The following is a 19,397-nucleotide window of genomic DNA, read 5'->3' on the forward strand; positions in this document are numbered from 1 at the left end:
TTCGCCCCTCGGGGCGTCCGTCGGCGGACGCCCCTCTCACTGGGCAGTCCTCAGGCGTCCGTTCGGCCGGACGGTGACGAGGGCGATGCCCGCACAGCACACGGCGAGAAGGAGCAGTTCGGTGGCCGACGGCGCGGGCGCGGTGTGCAGGGCCCAGTCGCCGAGACGCACGGTGAACGGCACGGCGAGTTGGACGGCGGCCGTGAAGACCGGGCCGCGCACCAGGATGAGCCGGTGTTGCACGAGATAGGCGGGGGCGTAGACAGCCGCGCCCAGCAGCACGATGCCGCCGATGGCGGCAGGTGACGGCGGGTGGGAGATCAGCGCGGGCAGGGACATCGGCAGCAGCAGGCAGGTGGCCGCTGCGAGCAGCACGGGGAGCACGGCGAGGGGCGGCAGCCCCGGCAGCCGTTCCCGGTACAGGAACCCGTACACCGCGAAGGCCACGGTCGCGGCGGACACCAGCAGCAGTCCCACCCGGTCGATGTCTCCCACGTCGGCGCCGAGTGCCGCGTATCCGGCAGCCGCCGCGCACGCCAGCACCGCCCCGGCCGACCTGCGCGCCCCGGACCTCTCGCCGAAGAACATCGCGCCCACCGCCACCGAGGCGCAGGGCATCAGCGCGACGATCAGATTGGCGAGCGAGGTTCCGATGCGCTCGATGGCGAGGAGGGTCCCGGCCGCGTAACCGGCGAAGCCCAGGAGGCCCAGCAGCCATACGGTGCCGGGGCGTGCGGCGGCCCGGCGCAGATCGGCCCGGCCGCCCGGACGCGTCGCGGCGACGGCGGTGAGCACCGCGCAGCAGACCGCGGTGCGGCCCACCGCGACGATCAGCGGATCGGTTCCGGTGACCAGGGAGCCGGAGAGCAGCCACGTCCCGGCGAGCAGCAGCACGAGGACGACCGGCACGGCAGCGCCTTTCTGGGCGGCGGAACGGACGGACGGGGCGCGACGGGACCGGATCAGGAACGCGTGCGCCGCCCCCGGGCCGACCGGTGGTTCTCCTTCGTCCGCAGAGCCGTGGTCCGCGCCCGGCCCCCATCATGGTGCGCCGCGCCGGTGGCGTCCATCGCCCTGTCCGTCCGGTGGGGGTCGCGCCCTGTTCGACGGGTCCCGCCTTCCGTCAGGGCTGCGCGTCCTCCGGGATGCTGACCAGCCAACGGGTACGCGGCCGGGGGCGCAGGTACAGCACCCAGTACAGCGTGGCGACCGCGGTGATCCCGCCGGTCCACAGCAGGTACTCGGCCTCCTGCTGGATCAGGATGTACGCGAGCACCACGATGAGCAGCGCGGGGATCGCCGGCCACAGGGGCATGCGCCAGGCGGGCGCCTCTCGGTGGGTGCCGCGGCGGCAGAGCAGGGCGGCGACCGCGACCAGCAGGTACATGCCGGTGACGGAGACGCCGGTGACTCCGTAGAGGGTGTCCAGGTTGACGAAGCAGAGTGCCGCGCCGGGCACGCCGACGACCAGCGTCGCCACCCACGGGGAACCGAATCGGCCGAGCCGGGACAGTGCGTTGTTGACCGGCTCGGGCCATGCCTTGTCGCGGGCGGAGGCGAAGAGGACCCGTGAATTCTGGATGACCATGACGATGCCCGCGTTGATGATGGCGAGGGCGACGCAGAGGCTGACGAACGTGCCGACGGCCGAGTTGGACCAGGTGACGATCATGGCGTTGAGGTCGCCCGAGGTCAGTGCCGCGACGTCCGGGGCACCCGACGTGATGGCGATGACCGGTACGAGGATGACCGCCGTGGAGATGGCGAGGGTGGCGAGCACGGTGCGGGCCACGTTGCGGCGCGGGTTCTCCAGCTCCTCCGAGAGGTAGACGGCGGTGGAGAAGCCCTGGGTGATGAAGAGCGCGATCGCGAGTCCGGAGATCACCATCATCGCGGTGACGGTGGAGGTCGTGCCGCTCGACGACGCGACCTGGCCGTGCACCAGCGCGGAGGCCCCGCGCTCGGAGTGCGCGAAGCCGAGAACCGCCACGACGGCGGCGGCGATCACTTCCAGCACGAGGAAGATCCCGGTGATCCACGCGTTGGCCCGCAGGTCCAGCAGACCGGCGAGGGTGGCCAGCACCATGACACCGGCGCCCGCGACGGGGGCCGGGATGTGCACGAGGGGAGCGAGGTAGTCGGCCGTACCCATGGCGATGACCGGGGGCACGATCATCACGACGAGCAGGGACAGCACGAAGACGAGCCATCCGGCCAGCCGTCCCGCCATGGTCGACACCATGGCGTACTCGCCGCCGGCGCTCGGGATCAGGGTGCCGAGCTCCGAGTAGCAGAAGGCGACGGCGACGCAGAGCAGCGAGCCGACGGCGATGGTGAGCGCGGTGTACGTGCCGAGGCTGGAGAACAGGTCCGGTACGACCACGAAAAGGGTCGAGGCAGGCGTCACGCAGGACAGCGTGAGCAGTGTTCCGCCCACGACGCCGATGGAACGCTTGAGCTTCTGCGGGGTGGGGCCGGTCGCCGGTGCGAGCGCCTGGGGAGCGCTGAGCGTTTCGGTCATCGTGCGTTTCCGATCGACAGGTGCGGTGTTCGAACAGGGAGCGGTATCGCCTCCAGACGAGGGACGTGGTGGGTGTTTTCGTCGCTCCCAGCGCGACATGCAATCTCGACGAGTTCCGTAGGTCAAGAGCTGTTTACCTTCGGAATTCGTTGCCAAAGCGCAGTGTCACGACGGTTTGACGCCAAAAGTGCGTCATCTCGTACGGGAGTCGGTGGGTGCGGGAACCGCAGTCGGGCGGGGCGGAAAGTTTCGCTCGTCCCGGCATCCGGAACGGGCGCCGGGGCCCCGGGACGCGCGGGTGGCACGGTTCGCGGGTCGCGCGTTGCCCGACCAGGTGCCAGCCTGGATGTATGGCTTGGGCGTCATGGACGACTCGTGGTGTTTTCTCCGGGCACGGCGGCGTGCTCACGGAGGAGGTCGGTGTCCTGACCGGGGACCTGACCATCCATACGACCTGGGCCGACGACATGGCCCAGGTGACCGTGCAGTACACGGGCGCTATCGACTGGTTCACCATGTCGGGCAGCCCCGTGGCCTGCGGTTCGGAGGAGGACAGCAGACGCCTCCACGACGCGGCGGTGCGGTCGGTCCGGGAGGGAGCCGCGGCCACGGTTCCCCGGCCACCGCTCCGGTCGCCGGGGCGGCCGACCCGGAGCGCCCCGGAGTGAGGGACGCGCCGGTCGCGGGCGAAGGCGACCGGGGTGCCGTGGAACGCACCCCGCATCCCGCACACCGCGTCGCGCGACGTCCGTGAGGACGCGAGAACACGAGAACACGAGAACGCGAGAACGCCCCCGCGTCGGGCCTCTCGGCCTTCCGCGGGGGCGTTTCGTGTCCTCGTCGCAACGGCGCCGGGCCGGTGCGGACGGGTGTCAGTAGGCGCCGAACACGTTGTCGATCGAACCGTACTTGGCGGCGGCGTAGTTGCACGCCGCGGTGATGTTGGCGACCGGGTCGTAGCTGTCCAGCGCGGTACCGGGCACGTGGTAGGCGCGGAACGTCGGGTCGATGATCTGGAGGAGGCCCTTGGAGGGCGTTCCGGCGACGGCGTTCGAGTCCCAGTTGTTGACGGCCCGGGGGTTGCCGGAGGACTCGCGCAGGATGTTGCGGTGGATACCGTCGTAGCTGCCCGGAATGCCGTGGCGGGCCATGACGGACAGCGATTCCCTGATCCAGCCGTCCAGGTTGTTCGTGTACACGACCGGCGCGGCGGTGACGGCCGCGGCCGGGGCACCGCTCGCGGCCGGTACCGCGGTGGAGGCGCCGGATCCCGCCCCGGCGACGACCAGCTTCAGGCCCGGGACGATCAGGGCGGGGTTGCCGCCGATGACCTCTCGGTTGCCCTCGTACAGCTTCTGCCAGCCGCCTTCGACGGAGTACTTCCGCGCGATCCCGGAAAGGGTGTCGCCCGCGATCACGGAGTGTGTCGTGGGCGCGGCGTTCCGCGCGGAGACCTGTCCGACGACGGACGAGGCCGGCGCCGAGGCCTTGGCGGCGGTGGCGGCCTGTGCCGGAGCGGCCGAGGCGAAGCCGGCGCCGATCAGCGGGAGCACGAGGGCCATTCCGCCCGTCGCTGCGGCAATGATGCCGCGGGTCGGCGAAATGAACGAGTGGCGACGGTACTTGCCCGTAGCGGTCATGGCGAATTCCTCTCCGCCGCCTGCGAGGTGAGCTGTCGGGTTCGGACTGGAGATGTCCGGCCGCACGCGAATGCGGCTTCACCCCGAGCCGGCCCGGATACCGGACCGGCGGCCTACCTGGTTCCCCCGCTCCTGCCGTACGTGAAGTGGGTCGGGATCTCGGACGGCGGCAGGATTCGGCGTTCCGTCCGGATTGACGGTGACCGTAGGCGAGAAAAGCGGAATGAAACAAGCCCCCATTTTTTGATCACATTGATTCACATGATCAATTCATTCAATTCGCAGTAATCCATCTCACACCGCGAAGTCAATATCCCCCGCGCGAAAGGGGTCCGGGCCGTCGGCCGGGCCGCGCCGGCGTCTTTACGTGACTCACACCACGGATTCACGAAAGGGGCATTTCACCTTGCACCCAAAGGTCGCACCACGCATCAAATCAATCATTAAAGAATAGAACGCACATAAGACGCAAAACGCCCATAGGGTGACATCTCCTCGCTGGCTGCGCCCTTCCCCCCGACCCCGCGGCCGGAGCCCCGTTCCGAGCGCGCCACGGAGCGGGGCCGCCCGTCACCACACGACGGACGGCCCCGCGCGATCACCCTCAAAGCCTGGCGAGGATCTTGTTCATCTGCTCGATCTCGGCGGTCTGCGCGGTGATGACGGCACCGGCGAGCTTCTTCGCTTCGGCGTTGCGGCCGTCCTTCCGTTCCTTCTCGGCCATGGTGACCGCACCTTCGTGGTGCGCGATCATGAGCCGGGCGAACTTCTTGTCGAAGTCCTTGCCCTCGGCGGCCTCAAGACCGCTCATGTCCTCGCCGGACATCATTCCGGGCATGCCCGCACCGTCCGGGCCGTGATGCATACCGGGCATGTCCCCCATCGAGGCCGCGGGCAGCGGCTCGCCCCAGGCCTTCAGCCAGCCCGTCATGGTGCTGATCTCGGGGTCCTGGGCCTTCTTGACGGCCGAGGCCAGCTCCTTGATCTCGGGATCGGCGGCACGGCCGTCGGCGAGCTCCGCCATCTCGACGGCCTGGCGGTGGTGCGGGATCATCTGCTGCGCGAACTCCACGTCCGCGTCGCCGAACGCACCGCCGGGGGCGGCCGACACGGTGGCACGGGGCGCACCGTGGTCCGTGCCCGGCGCGGACGGGCCGTCGGAACCGGAACCGCCGGGGGAGCCACAGGCCGTCAGCGTCAGGGCGAGTGCGGCGAGCGTGCCGACGGCGGCCGATGTGCGGCGGACGACCGCAGAACGGGCGGGAGAAACGGAACGGGTGGGACAAACAGACATCACAGGTGTCTTTCCAGGTGGTCGGCGCCACATCGGTGACGCGCGGGAGAAGGGTGGGTCGTCCTGCCGGACCCGGCCCGGGGCCCGGTCCGGCGAACCACCCGTCACGTCCGCGCGACACACACCTGGAGCAACAGCCCTCTTCCCGCGTACGGCGGCCCCCTCCGCTCCGGTCCTTCCGGGGCCGCGGTGCGCCCCGGAAGGACCCACGCGGCCGGGGCCACGGACCCGAGCACCGTCAACGGCGGCAGCGACCGGTCACGGGCCCGGGTCGACACGCAGGACTCGCCTGCCGCGCCGGGCGGCGCGGGGGCCGCGCGGACGGCGCCGTGCGCGGCGCGTTCGTCCGGCTCGGCGAGGTGGCCGGTCCCCGTCGGCATGGGCGCGGAGGGAGCCGCGCTCATGGCCATGGCGTCGTGGCAGCCCCCCGCCGCGCTCGCCGGAGCCCCGTGCATCAGGAACACACCGCACAGGACGGCGCACAGGACGAGCAGCCGGGACGCTCCCGGTGCGCGTGCCCCTCTGCGATTCACGGCTGCCTCGGCATCCTCGTTCGTACGAGCCCTGTGGTACGGAGCGACCATACCCCCACGGGGTGTGCCTCCCGAGCGGGACCCCACCGCCGCGCGCACGCGTCGCACGCCGCCCTCCGCCACCGCATGCGGAACCCGTTCCCGGCATTTACGCTCAAATCTGGATCAACGCCGCCACCGGCCATGACCCGGGAAGCGAGATGCCCATGGAGCGGCTCAAGTTGTCGGGAATCGGCGGGGAACTCGCGGCGGAATTCGCCGGAACGCTGGTTCTCATCCTCTTCGGCTGCGGCGTGGTCGCCCAGGTCGTGGCGGGCGGGGCACTCACCGACCCGCCGGGCGGCCTCGGGAATCACGACAGCATCGCCTGGGCGTGGGGGCTCGGGGTCACCCTGGGCGTCTATGTGGCGGGCAGGCTGAGCGGCGCACATCTCAATCCGGCGGTGACACTCTCACTCGCGGCCTTCAAGGATTTCCCCTGGAGAAAGGTCGTCCCCTATTCCCTCGCGCAGCTCGTGGGGGCCTTCGTCGGTGCCCTGGTGGTGCGTTGGAATTACACCGAGGCCCTGGCGAGGGCGGATCCCGGACACACCATCAGGACTCAATTCGTCTTCTCGACGCTTCCGGCCAACGGGAACACCGCACTTCCCGTGTCCGAATGGGGTGCGTTGCGGGACCAGATCATCGGTACCGCCATTCTCATCCTGCTGATCTTCGCGGTCACCGATCTCCTCAACACTCCGCCGGGGGCCAATCTGAGTCCGCTCGTCGTGGGGCTCATCGTGGTGGCCATCGGTATGGCGTTCGGCACCAACGCGGGTTACGCGATCAATCCCGCCCGTGACTTCGGCCCTCGGCTGGCGAGTTTCCTCACCGGATACAAAGGTGCCTGGCGGGACCAGTACGGGAATTTCTACTACTGGGTCCCGATCGTGGGCCCGCTCGTGGGCGGCCTGGTCGGCGCCTTCCTGTACAAGCACCTCGTGGGACGTTTCATCCCCGCCGCGGAACCCGAGCCGGAGGGCAGCATTCCCACGCCGCCGGAGAAGTGACGACCGGTCCGGCGCCGGGCGCGGGCTCTGGAGGGCCACCGGACCGTGGCCGTCGACGGGGTCCGCGCGTGGACGGAAAGCGTCGCGGCGCCGGGAACCGCGGTGGGTCCAGGAACGGCGCGACGAGAGCTGCCGGAACGGGGCGAGGGCGGTCGAACGCACCCTCGACCGGGTCGGGATGGGGTGACGCGTTCCCCGCGCGGCGGATGCGCCCGGGCCGGACGTGGCCGGGCCCACCCGCCGCGCGAGCCCGGTTCAGGCCCGCGTGCGCAGCCCGGCGAGCATCTCGTACACCGTCTCGGTGCCCTGCCGCAGGGCCTCGACGCCGATGTGCTCGTCGGTGCCGTGCATGCGTGTGAGCATGTCGCGGTCGACGGTGAACGGGTACATGCCGTACACGGGAATGTTCTGTTCACGGAACGGAACGGCGCTGGTGACCGCCTCGAACTGGCAGGCGGTGGCACGCACTCCGGGGTGGGTCCGGCGCACGGCCGCCCGCCAGGCGCGGAAGACGTCCGTGTCGTGGTCGGAGTCGGGCGTGGCCAGGTAGCCCCGCAGCCGGTCCAGTGCCTGCTGCTCGCTCTCGCCCGGGTTCCCGACCACGGTCAGTGTCGCCCGGTTGCCGATGTACGCGCGCAGTTCGGCGACGATGCGGCCGGGGTCGTCGGCGCCGGGCAGGAAGGCGGCCCGGAACTCGGCGGTCGCGGTGCCCGGCACGATGCTCGGGTAGTAACCGGACCGTGCCGAGGTGAAGGCGAGTGTGGTCCGGAGCATCGCGTTGTGCAGTTCCGGGGTCCGGCTGAGCCGGACCGTCTCCTCGCCCGCCCGGTCCCGCCGTTGTTCGGTGCGGGCGTCGAGCATCCGGCGGATCGCCTCGGAGAGCGACCGGTCGGTGGTGGCCTCGGCGAGTTCGGCGAAGTAGAGCCGGGAGAGCGCGTTGGGCCGGATGTGGGCCCGCCAGTCCCCCAGGTGGTCCAGCACCTCGCCCAGCCGGATCACGGCCTGTCCGGTGAACGGTTTGGAGGTGTGGGTGGCGTACGCGGACGTCTCCAGCCGCAGCAGCAGGGAGCGTTTGTCGTTGCAGGTCAGCGAGGCGATCATGGGCGCGGTGCCGTCGTGCTGGTCGAGCACCCAGCCGCCCTCGGTGATGACCGCGCCGGCCTCGACCCGGCCGGGGTGTTCCTTGAGGAACCAGCCCACACCGTAGGGCCCCTGTTCCTCGTCGCAGTCGGACCAGAGGACGATGTCGCGGTCGAAGACGGCGCCCTCGCGGACGTGTCGCAGCAGGGCGGCGACGAAGGCCGCGTTGACACCCTTCATGTCGAGCGAGCCGCGGCCGTACAGCTTGCCGTCCGCGATGTCCCCCGCGAAGGGCCGCTTCGTCCAGGTGTCGCCGATGGCGGGAACGACGTCGGAGTGGCCGAGCAGGACCAGTGGTTTCTTCCGGTGCGCCCCACCGCCGGGGACGCGGGCGAAGAAGTGGACGTTGCCGTCCTTGGGGGTGGGCACGATCTCGGTGGCCACCCCGGCGGCGCGGAAGATGCCCTGGAGCATCCGTGCGTACGGCTCGGTGACGGCGCCGTCGCCGGGGTTGCTGGTGTCCTGGCGGATCATGGCGACGGCGAGTTCCACCGGGTCGGTGGGGTCCCCGTCGTAGGGCCCGCCGTCCGCCCCGGGCACGGCGGCCGAGGCCCGTGGGGCGCCGGCCGCGGCCGCGCCGAGCCCGAGCAGGGTGCCCGCGACGGCGGTCGCACCGGCGCCCAGCACGGAACGACGGGACGGCCGGGTGCCGGGAAGGCCGTCCAGGCAGGCGGAGATGACGGCCGCCGGGTCCTCCTGGTGGACGTAGTGACCGCCCTCGACGGACCTCGTCGTGAACGTGGCGCCGGTCCAGTCGGCCCAGCGGCGCACCGTCACCTCGTGGACGTGCGTGTCGTCGGTGGCCCACACCGCGCGCAGGTCGACGTGCGGAACGGCCGACCGGCTCCCGTCGTAGCGGGCGGCGAGCCGCAGATCGGCGATGACCGGGGGCAGCAGCACCTCCTCGAACTCGGGGTCGGCCAGCAGTTCCGGGTCGGTGAGTCCGGTCCCCGCGACGAAGGCGCGCGCGTCCTCGACGGTGATCTCGCCGCCGTCGCCGCGGAAGTCGCCGGGGCACTGTCCGGCCACCACGCACAGCCTGGCGACCGGCACCTGTGCGTCGAGCAGCCGGCAGCACGTCTCGTACGCGAGCAGCGCACCGAGGCTGACCCCGATCAGCACCACCCGCCGTCCCTCGCGCACCGCGCGGATCTCGGCGGCGACGGTGTCCGCGTAGACGGTCATGGCGGTGACGGGTTCCTCGTCGACGCGGGTGCCGCGGCCGGGCGGGGTGACGAGTGCGAGCGCGGTGTTCCCGGGCAGCAGTCCGCGCCAGCCCGCGTAGGTCGATCCGTGGGCGCCGGTGGGGGCGAAGCAGACAACGAGCGTGCCCGCCGCGCCGCCTTCCCGCGGTTCCCGCTCCGGCAGGCTCAGCCAAGGGGTGGTCATATCCGGTCCTCCTGACGGGTCTCGCGGCACAGAGCGGCGATCGCGGTGACGGTGGGTGCGCCGAGGATGCGGCGCAGGGGGACGCGTCGGCCCGCCGTCGCCGCCAGGCGGTTGGCGAGGCGTACGGCGAGCAGCGAGTGCCCGCCCGCGTCGAAGAAGTTCTGGTCGGGCGCGGCCGGGGGCGCGCCGAGCAGTTCCTCCCAGAGCGCGGCGACGGCGGCCTCGGTGGCGTCGGACGGGGTGAATCCGGTGGTGCGTTCCTGCCCGGTGCCGTCCGTCAGGGTGCGCAGGGCGGTGCGGTCGAGCTTGCCGTTGGTGCCCAGGGGAAGCCGCGGCACCCGCTGGAGGCGGGCGGGCAGCATGTAGTCGGGCAGCCGGTCGCGCAGGTGGCCGCGGAGCGCGGCGGGCCCGGTCTCGTCGTCGGCGGTGTAGCAGGCGACGACGCGCGCCTCGCCGTCCCCGGTCTCGGCGTACGCCCCGGCGTCGGTGACGCCCGGCGCCTTGCGCAGGGTGGACTCGATCTCCTCCAGTTCCACCCGGTAGCCGCGGACCTTGATCTGGTTGTCGCTACGACCGGTGATCTCCAGGGCGCCGTCCGGCAGCAGGCGGCCCCGGTCGCCGGTCCGGTAGTGCCGGTGGCCGTCCGGGTCCGTGGTGAAGCGGTCCTCGCCGTCGCCGCCGAGGTAGCCGAGGGCAAGCGGCGGGCCGGAGACCCACACCTCGCCCGTGGTGCCGGGCGGCAACCGCCGGCCGAGCCGGTCGCGGACCGAGAGCGAGGCGCCCGCCACGGGGCTGCCGACGGGGACGCGCTCGGCGTCGGCGGGCAGGGCGGTGGTGTCGTAGGCGGCGACGTTGGAGGCGGTCTCCGTCATGCCGTAGAGGTTCAGCAGGGTGGCGTCGGGCCAGACCTCGCGGAAGCGCAGGACGGTGTCGACCGGCAGGACATCGGCGCCGCTGGTGACCAGGACGGGCCGGTGCCCGTCCGGCCGCCGCGCGCTCTCCTCCAGCAGTCCCGCGATCAACTGCGGTGTGAGGAAGAGGTGTGTGATCCGCTCCCGCCGGACGGTCTCGGCGAACAGGGCGGGGTCCAGGAGCTCGTCGGTGTCGAGTACGACGGACGGAACCCCCATGAGCAGCCCGCCCAGCAGTTCCCAGGGCGAGGCGACGAGGGCCAGGGATTTCTGGACGGCCAGCACCGCGTTCTCGCCGAAGGGGTGGTCGTGCCACATCCACTCCAGTCGGCCGCGGACCGAACGCCCGCTGATCCGCACGCCCTTGGGGTTCCCGGTGGTGCCCGAGGTGTACACGATGTGGAACGGCGCGTCCTCGTCGGGTTCGTGCGCGGGGGCCCGGTGCAGTGGGCCGTCGGCGAGCGGTGCGAGCGTGACGCGGGGGGCGTCCAGGGTCGGGAACCGGTCGAGTCCGGGTTCGGCCAGCACGCAGTGCGGGCCGGTCTCCTCCACCATGCGGCGCTGGCGCCGCGCGGGGATCGCCGGGTCCAGTCCGAGGTAGGCGGCGCCGGTCCTGAGTACGGCGAGGACCCCGGCGACCGCGGCCGGGCCGCGCTGCGCGGCGAGTGCCACGACGGTGCCCGGACCGGTGCCCCTGGCGGCGAGCCGGGCGGCCAATCGGCTGCTCCAGTCGTCGAGTTCGCGATAGGTGAGATCGACGCCCCGGTGGCGCAGGGCCACCGCCCCGGGGCGGGCGGCCACCTGTTCGGCTAGGCGTTCCAGCAGGGTCGGCGCGGTCATCGGTGATCGCCTCCGGGCAGCAGATCGAGGGAGCGGACGGTGGTGTGCCCCGCGCGGCGCGGGTCGGTAAGGGCCCGCAGCGCGGTCAACGTGGATTCCAGCACGTTGCGGGCTGCCGGGGCGTCGAGCAGTTCCCGCTGGTAGGCGTACTGCAACAGCAGCCGCCCGGGACCGTGCGGCTGGACGTACAGCGCGCAGTCGTACTTGGTGAAGCCGGTGTCCAGTTCGACGAAGCGGAAGGAGACACCGGCCGCGGTGGTGGCACGTGCCGGGTACGGCAGCATGTTGAGCATGGTCTGGAAGACCGGTGCAGCCGAGGCGCTGCGGGCGGCGGCGGGCAGCCGTCGCAGGGTCCAGCCGAAGGGGTACTCGGCGGCGGCGTACGCGTCGTGGACCGTCTCGCGCACCTGCGCGGTGAGGGAGGCGAGGGTAGCGGCAGGGTCGATGGGCAGCCGCAGCGGCAGCATGGCGAGGACGAAGGCGGGGACCTCGGCCGCCTCGGGCCGCTCGCGCCCGGCCATCGGGGCTCCGACGATCACCTCGTCGGCGTCGCCGTAGTAGCTCAGGGCCAGTGCGTACGCGGCGAGCAGCGGCACGAAGTCGGTGGCGGAGGCGGCCAGCGCGGTGTCCCGCAGCCGCCGCGACAGGTCCTCGTCGAGGACCGCCTCGACGATGTCGCCGCGGTAGGTGGGTGTGGCCGGGCGCTGCTTCTGCGCGATCTGGAGCACCGGGAGTTCGCCCGCGAGGCGGCGCTGCCAGTACTCCCCCGCCCCGGCGACCTCCTCGGTGGCCAACCGGTCCGCGAGGTGGTCCAGGTAGCGGTCGTACCGGTGGGCGCGTTCCGGGTCGGGTCGGGCGGGGCGCCGCTCGTACAGTTCGGCGAGCCGCTGGAGGAGCACGGTGGCGCCCCAGCCGTCGAGCAGCAGTTCGTGCATGGTGAGGAGCAGCCGGTGCCGTCCGCCGGGGAGACGGAGCAGAGCGGCGCGCAGGGCGGGTTCGGCGAGCAGGTCGAAGGGCCGGGCGGCCTCCTCGGCGGCGATGGCGCGGAACTCCCGCTCGGTGACGTCCCGGACCGGGCCGGACAGCGGTACCCGCCAGTGCGGGTAGTGGTGCACGACCTCCTGGCCGCCCGGCTCGTCGGGCTCGGCGAAGCGGGCGAGGAGCTGAGGGTTCTCCGCGAGCAGCAGCCGCCAGGCACGGGCGAGCCGGGGCACGTCCAGCGGACCGTCCAGTTCCAGCGAGCCCTGGTAGCTGTAGGAGGGGCTGAGCGGGTCGAGTCGCCAGTGGAAGTACACCCCTGCCTGTTGCGGGGTGAGCGGCCGGGTCCGCGGGGTGTCCGGCGCCCGGGCGGTGCGGGTGCGGGGCGTCGGTGGCCGGTGGTCTCCGAGTGCGGCGAGCGCGGCGGGGCTGCCGTCGCGCAGCACGTCGCGCAGGCCCGCGGCCGATCCCTTCGCGCGTAACGCCGCGACCAGCCGCATGGCCTGGAGCGAATCGCCGCCCAGGGCCAGGAAGGAGTCGTCGCGGCCGATCCGCCCGGTGCCGAGGAGGTCGGCGACGAGGGCCGCGATCGTGGCCTCCGCCTCGCCGCGCGGCGGTGTGCGGGGACGGTCGTCGGGGCGGCCGCGGCGTGGCGGCGGTGGGAGGGCCCGGTAGTCGGTCTTGCCGTTGCGGGTGAGCGGGATGCCGGGCAGGACGACGAAGGTGTGCGGCACCATCGGCGCGGGGAGCCGCTCGGCCAGGTGGGCGCGGAGTGCTCGCTCCGCCACGTCGTCGCCGGTGGTGGTGAGGTAGGCGACGAGTCGGGGGGTCCGGTCGGTCGTCGGGGTGTGGGCGCTCTCGCGGGCGACCAGGGCACCGTCGTCGTCCGGGGTGTGGACGGTGACGGCACAGCCGCCGACCTCGGGGTGAGCGCCGAGCACCGCCTCGATCTCCGCGAGTTCCATGCGGACGCCGCCCAGCTTCACCTGCCGGTCGGTCCGTCCCAGGTACTCCAGTTGGCCGTCGGGGCGGACGCGCACCGCGTCGCCGGTGCGGTAGAGGCGGCCGCCCCGGTCGCGGAACGGGTCGGTGAAGAAGGCGCGGGCGGTGCGCTCCGGGTCGCCGAGGTAGCCGCGGCCGACGACGAGGCCGCCGACGAACAGCTCCCCCGTCTCGCCGTGCGCGCAGGCGTGCCACCGCCCCGCCTCGGCGCGCAGCACGTACAGTTCGGCGTTCCCGACGGGTGTCCCGATCGGCAGGTGGCGCGTCCCGGCGTCGGGGGCGCCGAGCACGGCGTGGGTGACGTCGTCCGAGCACTCGGTGGGGCCGTAGGCGTTGAGCAGCCCGATGCCGGGCAGGGCGGCGTGCCAGCGTGCGGCCAGGGCGGGCGGCAGTTCCTCGCCGGTGGCGATCATCCAGCGCAGCGCGCCGGGCACGGTCGCGGTGCGGTCGTGGGCGTCGAGCAGGAAGCGGACGAGAGTGGGCACCGTTTCCAGGATCGTGGTGCCGCGCGCCCGGAGTTCCGCGAGGAGCAGGGCGCCGTCCTGGACCTGTTCGTCGTCGAAGATCTGGACCCGGCCGCCGACCAGGAGCGGGGCGAGCATCTGCCAGACGGAGACGTCGAAGCCCAGTGGTGCGGTCTGGGCCAGCCTGTCGTCCGCGGTCAGTGCGAGGTCGTCGGCCTTGGCCCAAAGGTGGTTGAGCATGCCCCGGTGCTCCACGACGGCGGCCTTGGGGCGACCGGTCGAGCCGGAGGTGTAGAGGACGTAGCGCACCTCGTCGGGGGCGGGCGGCGCGGCCCGGACGTACGGGGTGTCCGCCGGGCGCGGTGCCGTGGTGGGGACGCCTGCCGCGCGTGCCCCCTTGACCAGTTCGGCGCCGTCCTCCGGTTCTCCGGTGGTCAGCACGAGGGCGGCGCCGCTGTCGCCGAGCAGTGCCTCGACGCGGGCGGCGGGCCAGCCCGCGTCGAGCGGCAGGTAGACGGCGCCGAGCAGTTCGAGGGCGAGGAGGGCGGTGACGACGTCGGCGCCGCGCCGGCCGCCGACCGCGACGATCCGGCCCTCCGAGATCCCGGCGGCGGCCAGGTGCGCGGCGGTGCGGTGCGCCAGGTCGGCCAGCGCGGCATAGGTGAGGGTGGTGTTCCCGTGCTCGATCGCCACGCGGTCGGGGCACGCGGCGGCGTGGCGGTCGACATGCGCGTGGACCGCCACGCCCAGGTCGTACGGCTCGTGGCGGGTCAGCGCGGCGGCGACGGCCGCGTCCCGCGCTCCCGCGGCGAGTGGGAGCGCCGGATAGTGGTCGGGGACGCGGGTCACCGGGCGCCCTTCTTCTCGGCGACGACCAGCAGGTACTCGACCGGCACGCCCGTTCCCCGCTCGTCGGTGGTGTGGAACCTCTCCGTCATCTCGGCAGTCTCCGCGCGCAGTTCCTTCCAGCGCGAGGGCGGCGAGATGGTGTTCCTGGCGGCGATGCAGGGGCCGAAGCAGTTCTCGAAGAAGGCGACGAGGTGCTCGGCGGTGGGGAACGGGTAGAAGAGTTCGCGTCGTTCGGAGGTGATCGTGAAGTCGTCCCCGAGGAGTTCGGCGAGATGGTCCGGGGAGCCCCACAGCATGGGCTGGCCCTGATGTCCGTTGGGCGAGGGGAAGTAGGCGGAGAGGATCTCCTGGAAGTGGGCGGTCCAGCTGCGTGCCGTCCAGTTGCACATGCCGATCCTGCCGCCGGGCCGCAGCACCCGGGCCGCCTCGCCGGACGACGCGGTGTGGTCGGGGGCGAACTGGATGCCGTAGGTGGAGGTGACCAGGTCGAACGAGGCGTCGGCGAAGGGGAGTTCCTGTGCGTCGCCGCGGTGCAGGTCCACCTCGACCCCGGCCCCGGCGAACCGTGCGCGGGCGTCGGGGAAGAACTCGTCGGTGAGGTCGAGTCCGGTGACCTCGCAGCCGCGCAGAGCGGTCAGCAGCGCGACGTTCCCGTTGCCGGTGGCGACGTCGAGGTGGCGGGCGCCCGGTTCGGGGGCGAGGCGGGCGACAAGTTCCTCGGCCCCGGGCCGCAGCAGGTCGGCGACGTGCCGGTACTCGCCGTACGACCACATGGTGCGGTTGATCTCCTGGACGTTCTCGTCGATCGTCATGCGGATCCCCTTCGGAGTGCGGGCCGGGCGCCCGGGGCTGCGGCTTCGGCGCGGGCCGGGCGGAGGTGGCTGTCCGGATGGTGCTGGAGGTCCATGGCGGGCGGGGCTCCTTGGCGTGAGGGCCGGTGCCGGCGGGGCGTGGTGCCGACGGGGTCCGACGTGGTGCGGTGCGCCGGTGCCGGTACCGGTGGGGAACGCGTACGGGATGGTTCAGTCGTCGGTGCCGCGAGGGCCGCGCAGTATCGCGAAGGGGACGAGTGCCCCGAGCAGCAGTACGCAGGCGAGCGCGATCCAGCCGGCCGTGCCGAGGGCGAGGACGACGCCGGTCATGAGCACCGGGCCGGCGACCCGGTTGGCGACGGTGCGGCTGGTGTTGAACAGCACGAGGTAGGCGCTGCGGCCCCGTTCCGGTGCCAGGTCGAAGGAGAGCGTCCACGAGGCACCGACCTGGAGGAGTTCGGCGAACGTCAGCAGGACCACGGCCGACCCGAGCACGAGCAGCGCCTCGCGGCGGCCGAAACCGGGCGCGGCGGCGAAGGCGAGCGCGCCGAGGGCGAGCAGCAGCGCGGCGGTCGCGTACGAGTACCAGGCCCGGCGGGTGGTGCTGTAGCAGCGGTTGAGCGGGTACTGGAGGGCGATGCACAGCACGGTGTTGACGGCGTAGAGGATGCCGACGTAGCGCTCCGGCACGTCGGTCTCGGTGACCAGCCACAGTGGGAAGGCGACGTTGAGCACGGGCATCCACAGCGACACCAGCGCGTTGTACGCGGTGAAGCCGAGCAGCCCGCGGTCCTTGAGGAGCGGGGCGACCCGGGGGCTCTCGACGACGGTCGCGGTCTCCTCGCCCCGCGAGGTGGCGTACACCGCGGCCACCACCACGTAGGCGATCGCGCCGCCGATCAGCAGCGGCCGGAAGGCTCCGGGGGCCCCGGAGCCGAGGGCGGCCCCGGCGATCAGTCCGCCCAGGCTGATGCCGAGGTTGACGACGGTGCGCTGCACGGCCATCACCTTCGCGCGCAGGCTCTCGGGGGCCCGCGCGCCGACGTACGACTGCACGAGCGGGGGCGAGGACTGTTCGGTGACGGCGACGACGGCCACCACGAGGAGGAAGCTCCACCAGCCGTCCACCCAGAGATAGCCGATCGTCGCCAGCGCGCGCAGCAGCATCACGCCGATGAGCACCGGCTTGGGGCCGAAGCGTCCGGCCAGCCGGGCGATGGGCACGGCGGTGGCGACGGCTGCGGCTCCGCCGATCGTCAGGCCGGTGCCGACGGAGGAGGTGCTGAGATGGGCGACCTTGACGAAGTAGATGGTCGAGACGGCGAGGAACAGCCCCGTCCCCGTCCACTCGATCAGTGTGGCGCCCTGGACCAGCGGCAGGAACTGCCGGTAGCCGGGGTCCGTTCCCCGGTGGTCGAGGGTGGCGGTGCTCGTGCCCATGGTCAGTGCTCCTGGTGCTTCCGGTCGAAGAAGAGTCCCTCGCACCGCAGTTGCTCCGCGGCGGCGGCGACCTCCTTCACGATGCCCTGCTCGTCCGCCCAGTCGTCGGAGTACAGGGTGTCGTGGTACTTCTCGCCGCCGTCGGCGGCCAGGCACACGGCGAGCCGCCCGTCCGCGTGGCCGTTGTCCTGATCGGTGAGCAGCGCGCGCACGGCGCACCCGCTGGAGCCACCGAGTGCGATCCCGGTGTCCTCGGCGAGGATCCGGCACACGGCGATCGCCTCGACGTCGTCGACCCGCAGGACGCGGTCGTAGTGGCGCGGCCCCTTCAGGAAGGCCGAGGGCCGTCCTGCTCCGATCCCCGGTATCAGCCGACGGCCGGTGTCGCCCGCGACGGCCGTCGAGCCGCTGACGTCCACGGCGACGACGTCGACGTCGGGGCGGTGTCGGCGCAGGTGGGCGGCGATGCCGGCGAGGGTCCCGCCGGTGGAGACGGGTACGTACACCGCGCCGAGAGAGGGGCCGGCCTGCTCGGTGATCTCGGGGCCGGTGGTACGGCGGTGGATGTCGGGCGATGCCGGGTTCTCGTACTGGTTGGGCCAGCGGTAGCCGGGGTTGCGCTCACAGAGTTCGCGGACCGTGCGCAGCCGGCTCAGCAGGTAGCCGCCCCGGCCGTCCGGTTCGTCGACGACGACGGTGCGGGCACCGGAGTCGGTGAGCATGCGGCTGGTGGCCGGCGGGGTCTTGAGGTCGACCACGGCCAGGAACGAGCAGTCGACGGCGGGAAGCAACCGGGCCAGGGCGAGACCGAGGTTGCCCGAGGTGGATTCCACCACCACCGTGCCGGGGGTGAGCGGCCGTTCGGCGTGCAGTGCCCGCAGCAGGGCGACGGCGCTGCGGTCCTTCACCGATCCGGTGGGGCCGTGTTGTTCAAGTTTCAGTCCCAGACGCCGCACGCGGCCCCGGTGGGCGACGTCCAGGCCGAGCAGGGGGGTTCTGCGGAGGGCCCGTGCGAGGACGGACTGGACAGGCGGCACGCTTTCCCCCCGTGCGGTGACTCATGGACCTCCACGGTCCGGCCGGCATGCCTCGCTGTGCGCCCTCAGACCTTAGACACGCCCGGCCCGGCGTCAACACGCCTTCGTGCGGGGTCCTGCCCGCCGTTGGCAGGAACCGTGCTTGACGCCCGGCGGACCGCGCCTTTCCCGCCCGTCGTATCCCGTAGCCCCGGCGGGTCCCGCCGGACCGGTGCGCCGGGGGCCGGACGGTGCGGGAATCTCGGAATGGCCGGTTCGGTCGCCGTCGCCGGGCACCGCGCGGCGGGGGCTCCCGGTCCCGGTACGGCCGTCCGTCCGGACGGTGCGTTCGCGACCGGGAGCCCCGGGATTCATCGGCTGTCCGTGCGCCGGCGGAGCGGGATCAGCCCGCCTTCTTCACGAACTCGGTGGTGTACGTCCTGGAGAGGTCCACCTTCGCGTTCTTCAGGTTGGGGTTGAACGCCTTCAGGACGCGCTCGACGGTGGCGGGGCCGTCGGCGGGCATGACGCCGTCCTTGGTGAACATGGGCAGGGTGCTCTCGATCGCCCGGGCGTAGAGTTCCCTGCCGCCGCCCTGGGCGTAGTCGGCGGGCATCTTCGCGGCGATCTCGTCAGCGCTGTGCGTGGACATCCACTTCAGTGTCCTGACGAAGGCGTTGGCCAGCTTCTGCACGGTTTCCTTGTGGCCGTCGACCCACTCGGTCTGCATGTACAGGCTGGAGGAGGGATAGAGCCCGCCGAGTGCCTGCCTGGATCCCTCCGGGGTGCGCATGTCGATGAGGATCTTGCCGAGCTTCTTGTCCAGGACGGTGGCGACCGTCGGGTCGGTGGTCATGCCGCCCTGGATGGAGCCCTGCTGGAGCGCGGAGACGAACGTCTGGCCCGCTCCGACCGCCACGGGCGTGAACTCGCTGGTCTTCACCCCGTTGCTGACCGCGAGGTACTTCGTCAGGAAGTCCGTGGAGGAGCCGAGGCCCGTCACGCCGAGCTTCTTGCCCTTGAAGTCCTTGGCCGAGGTGAGGTCGCCGGCCGCCTGCTCGGAGACGATCTCCACCTCTCCGGGGGCCTGGGAGAACTGGACGACCGACTCCACGTTCTTGCCCTTCACCTGGAGGTCGAGCGTGTGGTCGTAGAAGCCCACCGTGCCCTGGACGTCCCCGGAGACGAGGGCGGTCTCGGCCTGGACTCCCGCGGGTTCGGTCAGCAGTTGGACGGACACTCCCTCGTCCTTGAAGTAGCCGAGCCGTTCGGTCAGCATCGCGGGCAGGTAGATGACCTTGTCGAGGCCGCCGACCATGATCTTGACCTTGTCGTTCCCGCCGTCCGCGGAGTCGCCCCCGCAGGCGGTCAGGGTGGTCAGGGCGAGCAGGCCGGCGACGGCGACGGCCGGGACCCGGGTGGATGTGCGCATCTGGTTCACGTCCTTGTGAAGTGACGGGGTGGTGGGGCGGGACGGCGGCGCGGGGGCGCGACGCGGGGGCGAACGGCGGCGGGC

The 19,397-nt window shown here is 72.2% G+C and carries 14 protein-coding genes and 1 riboswitch; of the genes, 2 read left to right on the plus strand and 12 right to left on the minus strand.

The features are described from left to right. Positions 1-36: 36 nt before the first annotated feature. Together ACF1CT_RS19750 and ACF1CT_RS19755 are read right to left on the minus strand one after the other, a co-directional pair. A complete protein-coding gene (locus tag ACF1CT_RS19750) occupies positions 37-909 on the minus strand; it encodes a DMT family transporter (protein ID WP_391785160.1) in 873 nt (290 codons plus the stop codon). Between the two features lie 214 nt (positions 910-1,123). Further along, positions 1,124-2,521, minus strand: a complete 1,398-nt coding sequence (locus tag ACF1CT_RS19755; protein WP_391785161.1) for an APC family permease — start codon at positions 2,519-2,521, stop codon at positions 1,124-1,126. Positions 2,522-2,871: 350 nt separating this feature from the next. Between ACF1CT_RS19755 and ACF1CT_RS19760 the strand changes: the two genes are divergently transcribed. After that, positions 2,872-3,189, plus strand: a complete 318-nt coding sequence (locus ACF1CT_RS19760) for a hypothetical protein (protein WP_391785162.1) — start codon at positions 2,872-2,874, stop codon at positions 3,187-3,189. Between the two features lie 204 nt (positions 3,190-3,393). On the opposite strand, the gene ACF1CT_RS19765 is transcribed toward ACF1CT_RS19760, so the two are convergent. The 3 genes from ACF1CT_RS19765 to ACF1CT_RS19775 form a co-directional block, all read right to left on the minus strand. Then, positions 3,394-4,161, minus strand: a complete 768-nt coding sequence (locus ACF1CT_RS19765) for a transglycosylase SLT domain-containing protein (RefSeq protein ID WP_391785163.1) — start codon at positions 4,159-4,161, stop codon at positions 3,394-3,396. Positions 4,162-4,165: 4 nt separating this feature from the next. Beyond that, positions 4,166-4,353, minus strand: a riboswitch (cyclic di-AMP (ydaO/yuaA leader). 412 nt (positions 4,354-4,765) lie between these two features. After that, positions 4,766-5,455 carry a DUF305 domain-containing protein gene (locus ACF1CT_RS19770; RefSeq protein ID WP_391785164.1) on the minus strand — a complete coding sequence of 230 codons (690 nt, stop codon included), beginning with the start codon at positions 5,453-5,455 and terminating at the stop codon, positions 4,766-4,768. A 104-nt stretch (positions 5,456-5,559) separates the two neighbouring features. Then, on the minus strand, positions 5,560-5,988 hold the full coding sequence (locus tag ACF1CT_RS19775; RefSeq protein WP_391785165.1) for a hypothetical protein: 429 nt from the start codon (positions 5,986-5,988) through the stop codon (positions 5,560-5,562). Between the two features lie 206 nt (positions 5,989-6,194). Between ACF1CT_RS19775 and ACF1CT_RS19780 the strand changes: the two genes are divergently transcribed. Next, positions 6,195-7,040, plus strand: coding sequence for an MIP/aquaporin family protein (locus ACF1CT_RS19780; protein ID WP_391785166.1), 846 nt, complete (start codon positions 6,195-6,197; stop codon positions 7,038-7,040). A gap of 255 nt (positions 7,041-7,295) precedes the next feature. On the opposite strand, the gene ACF1CT_RS19785 is transcribed toward ACF1CT_RS19780, so the two are convergent. The 7 genes from ACF1CT_RS19785 to ACF1CT_RS19815 all read right to left on the minus strand — a co-directional run bounded on the left by ACF1CT_RS19785 (position 7,296) and on the right by ACF1CT_RS19815 (position 19,313). After that, positions 7,296-9,569 (minus strand): M20/M25/M40 family metallo-hydrolase, encoded by a 2,274-nt coding sequence (locus tag ACF1CT_RS19785; protein WP_391785167.1) that lies wholly within the window; start codon positions 9,567-9,569, stop codon positions 7,296-7,298. Next, positions 9,566-11,320, minus strand: coding sequence for an amino acid adenylation domain-containing protein (locus tag ACF1CT_RS19790; protein WP_391785168.1), 1,755 nt, complete (start codon positions 11,318-11,320; stop codon positions 9,566-9,568). The genes ACF1CT_RS19785 and ACF1CT_RS19790 overlap by 4 nt, the downstream gene beginning before the upstream one ends. Continuing rightward, positions 11,317-14,613 (minus strand): amino acid adenylation domain-containing protein, encoded by a 3,297-nt coding sequence (locus ACF1CT_RS19795; RefSeq protein ID WP_391785169.1) that lies wholly within the window; start codon positions 14,611-14,613, stop codon positions 11,317-11,319. Before ACF1CT_RS19795 ends, ACF1CT_RS19790 begins: the two co-directional genes overlap by 4 nt. After that, positions 14,610-15,425, minus strand: a complete 816-nt coding sequence (locus tag ACF1CT_RS19800) for a class I SAM-dependent methyltransferase (RefSeq protein ID WP_391785170.1) — start codon at positions 15,423-15,425, stop codon at positions 14,610-14,612. Before ACF1CT_RS19800 ends, ACF1CT_RS19795 begins: the two co-directional genes overlap by 4 nt. A 210-nt stretch (positions 15,426-15,635) precedes the next feature. Next, positions 15,636-16,865: an MFS transporter gene (locus ACF1CT_RS19805; protein WP_391785171.1), complete on the minus strand. Its 1,230-nt coding sequence runs from the start codon at positions 16,863-16,865 to the stop codon at positions 15,636-15,638. A 2-nt stretch (positions 16,866-16,867) separates the two neighbouring features. Further along, complete coding sequence (locus tag ACF1CT_RS19810; RefSeq protein WP_391785172.1) at positions 16,868-17,902, minus strand: pyridoxal-phosphate dependent enzyme; 1,035 nt, start codon at positions 17,900-17,902, stop codon at positions 16,868-16,870. 382 nt (positions 17,903-18,284) lie between these two features. Continuing rightward, positions 18,285-19,313 carry an ABC transporter substrate-binding protein gene (locus ACF1CT_RS19815; RefSeq protein WP_391785173.1) on the minus strand — a complete coding sequence of 343 codons (1,029 nt, stop codon included), beginning with the start codon at positions 19,311-19,313 and terminating at the stop codon, positions 18,285-18,287. Positions 19,314-19,397: the final 84 nt, after the last annotated feature.

The organism is Streptomyces sp. NPDC014734 (assembly GCF_043083325.1).
Lineage (GTDB): Bacteria > Actinomycetota > Actinomycetes > Streptomycetales > Streptomycetaceae > Streptomyces.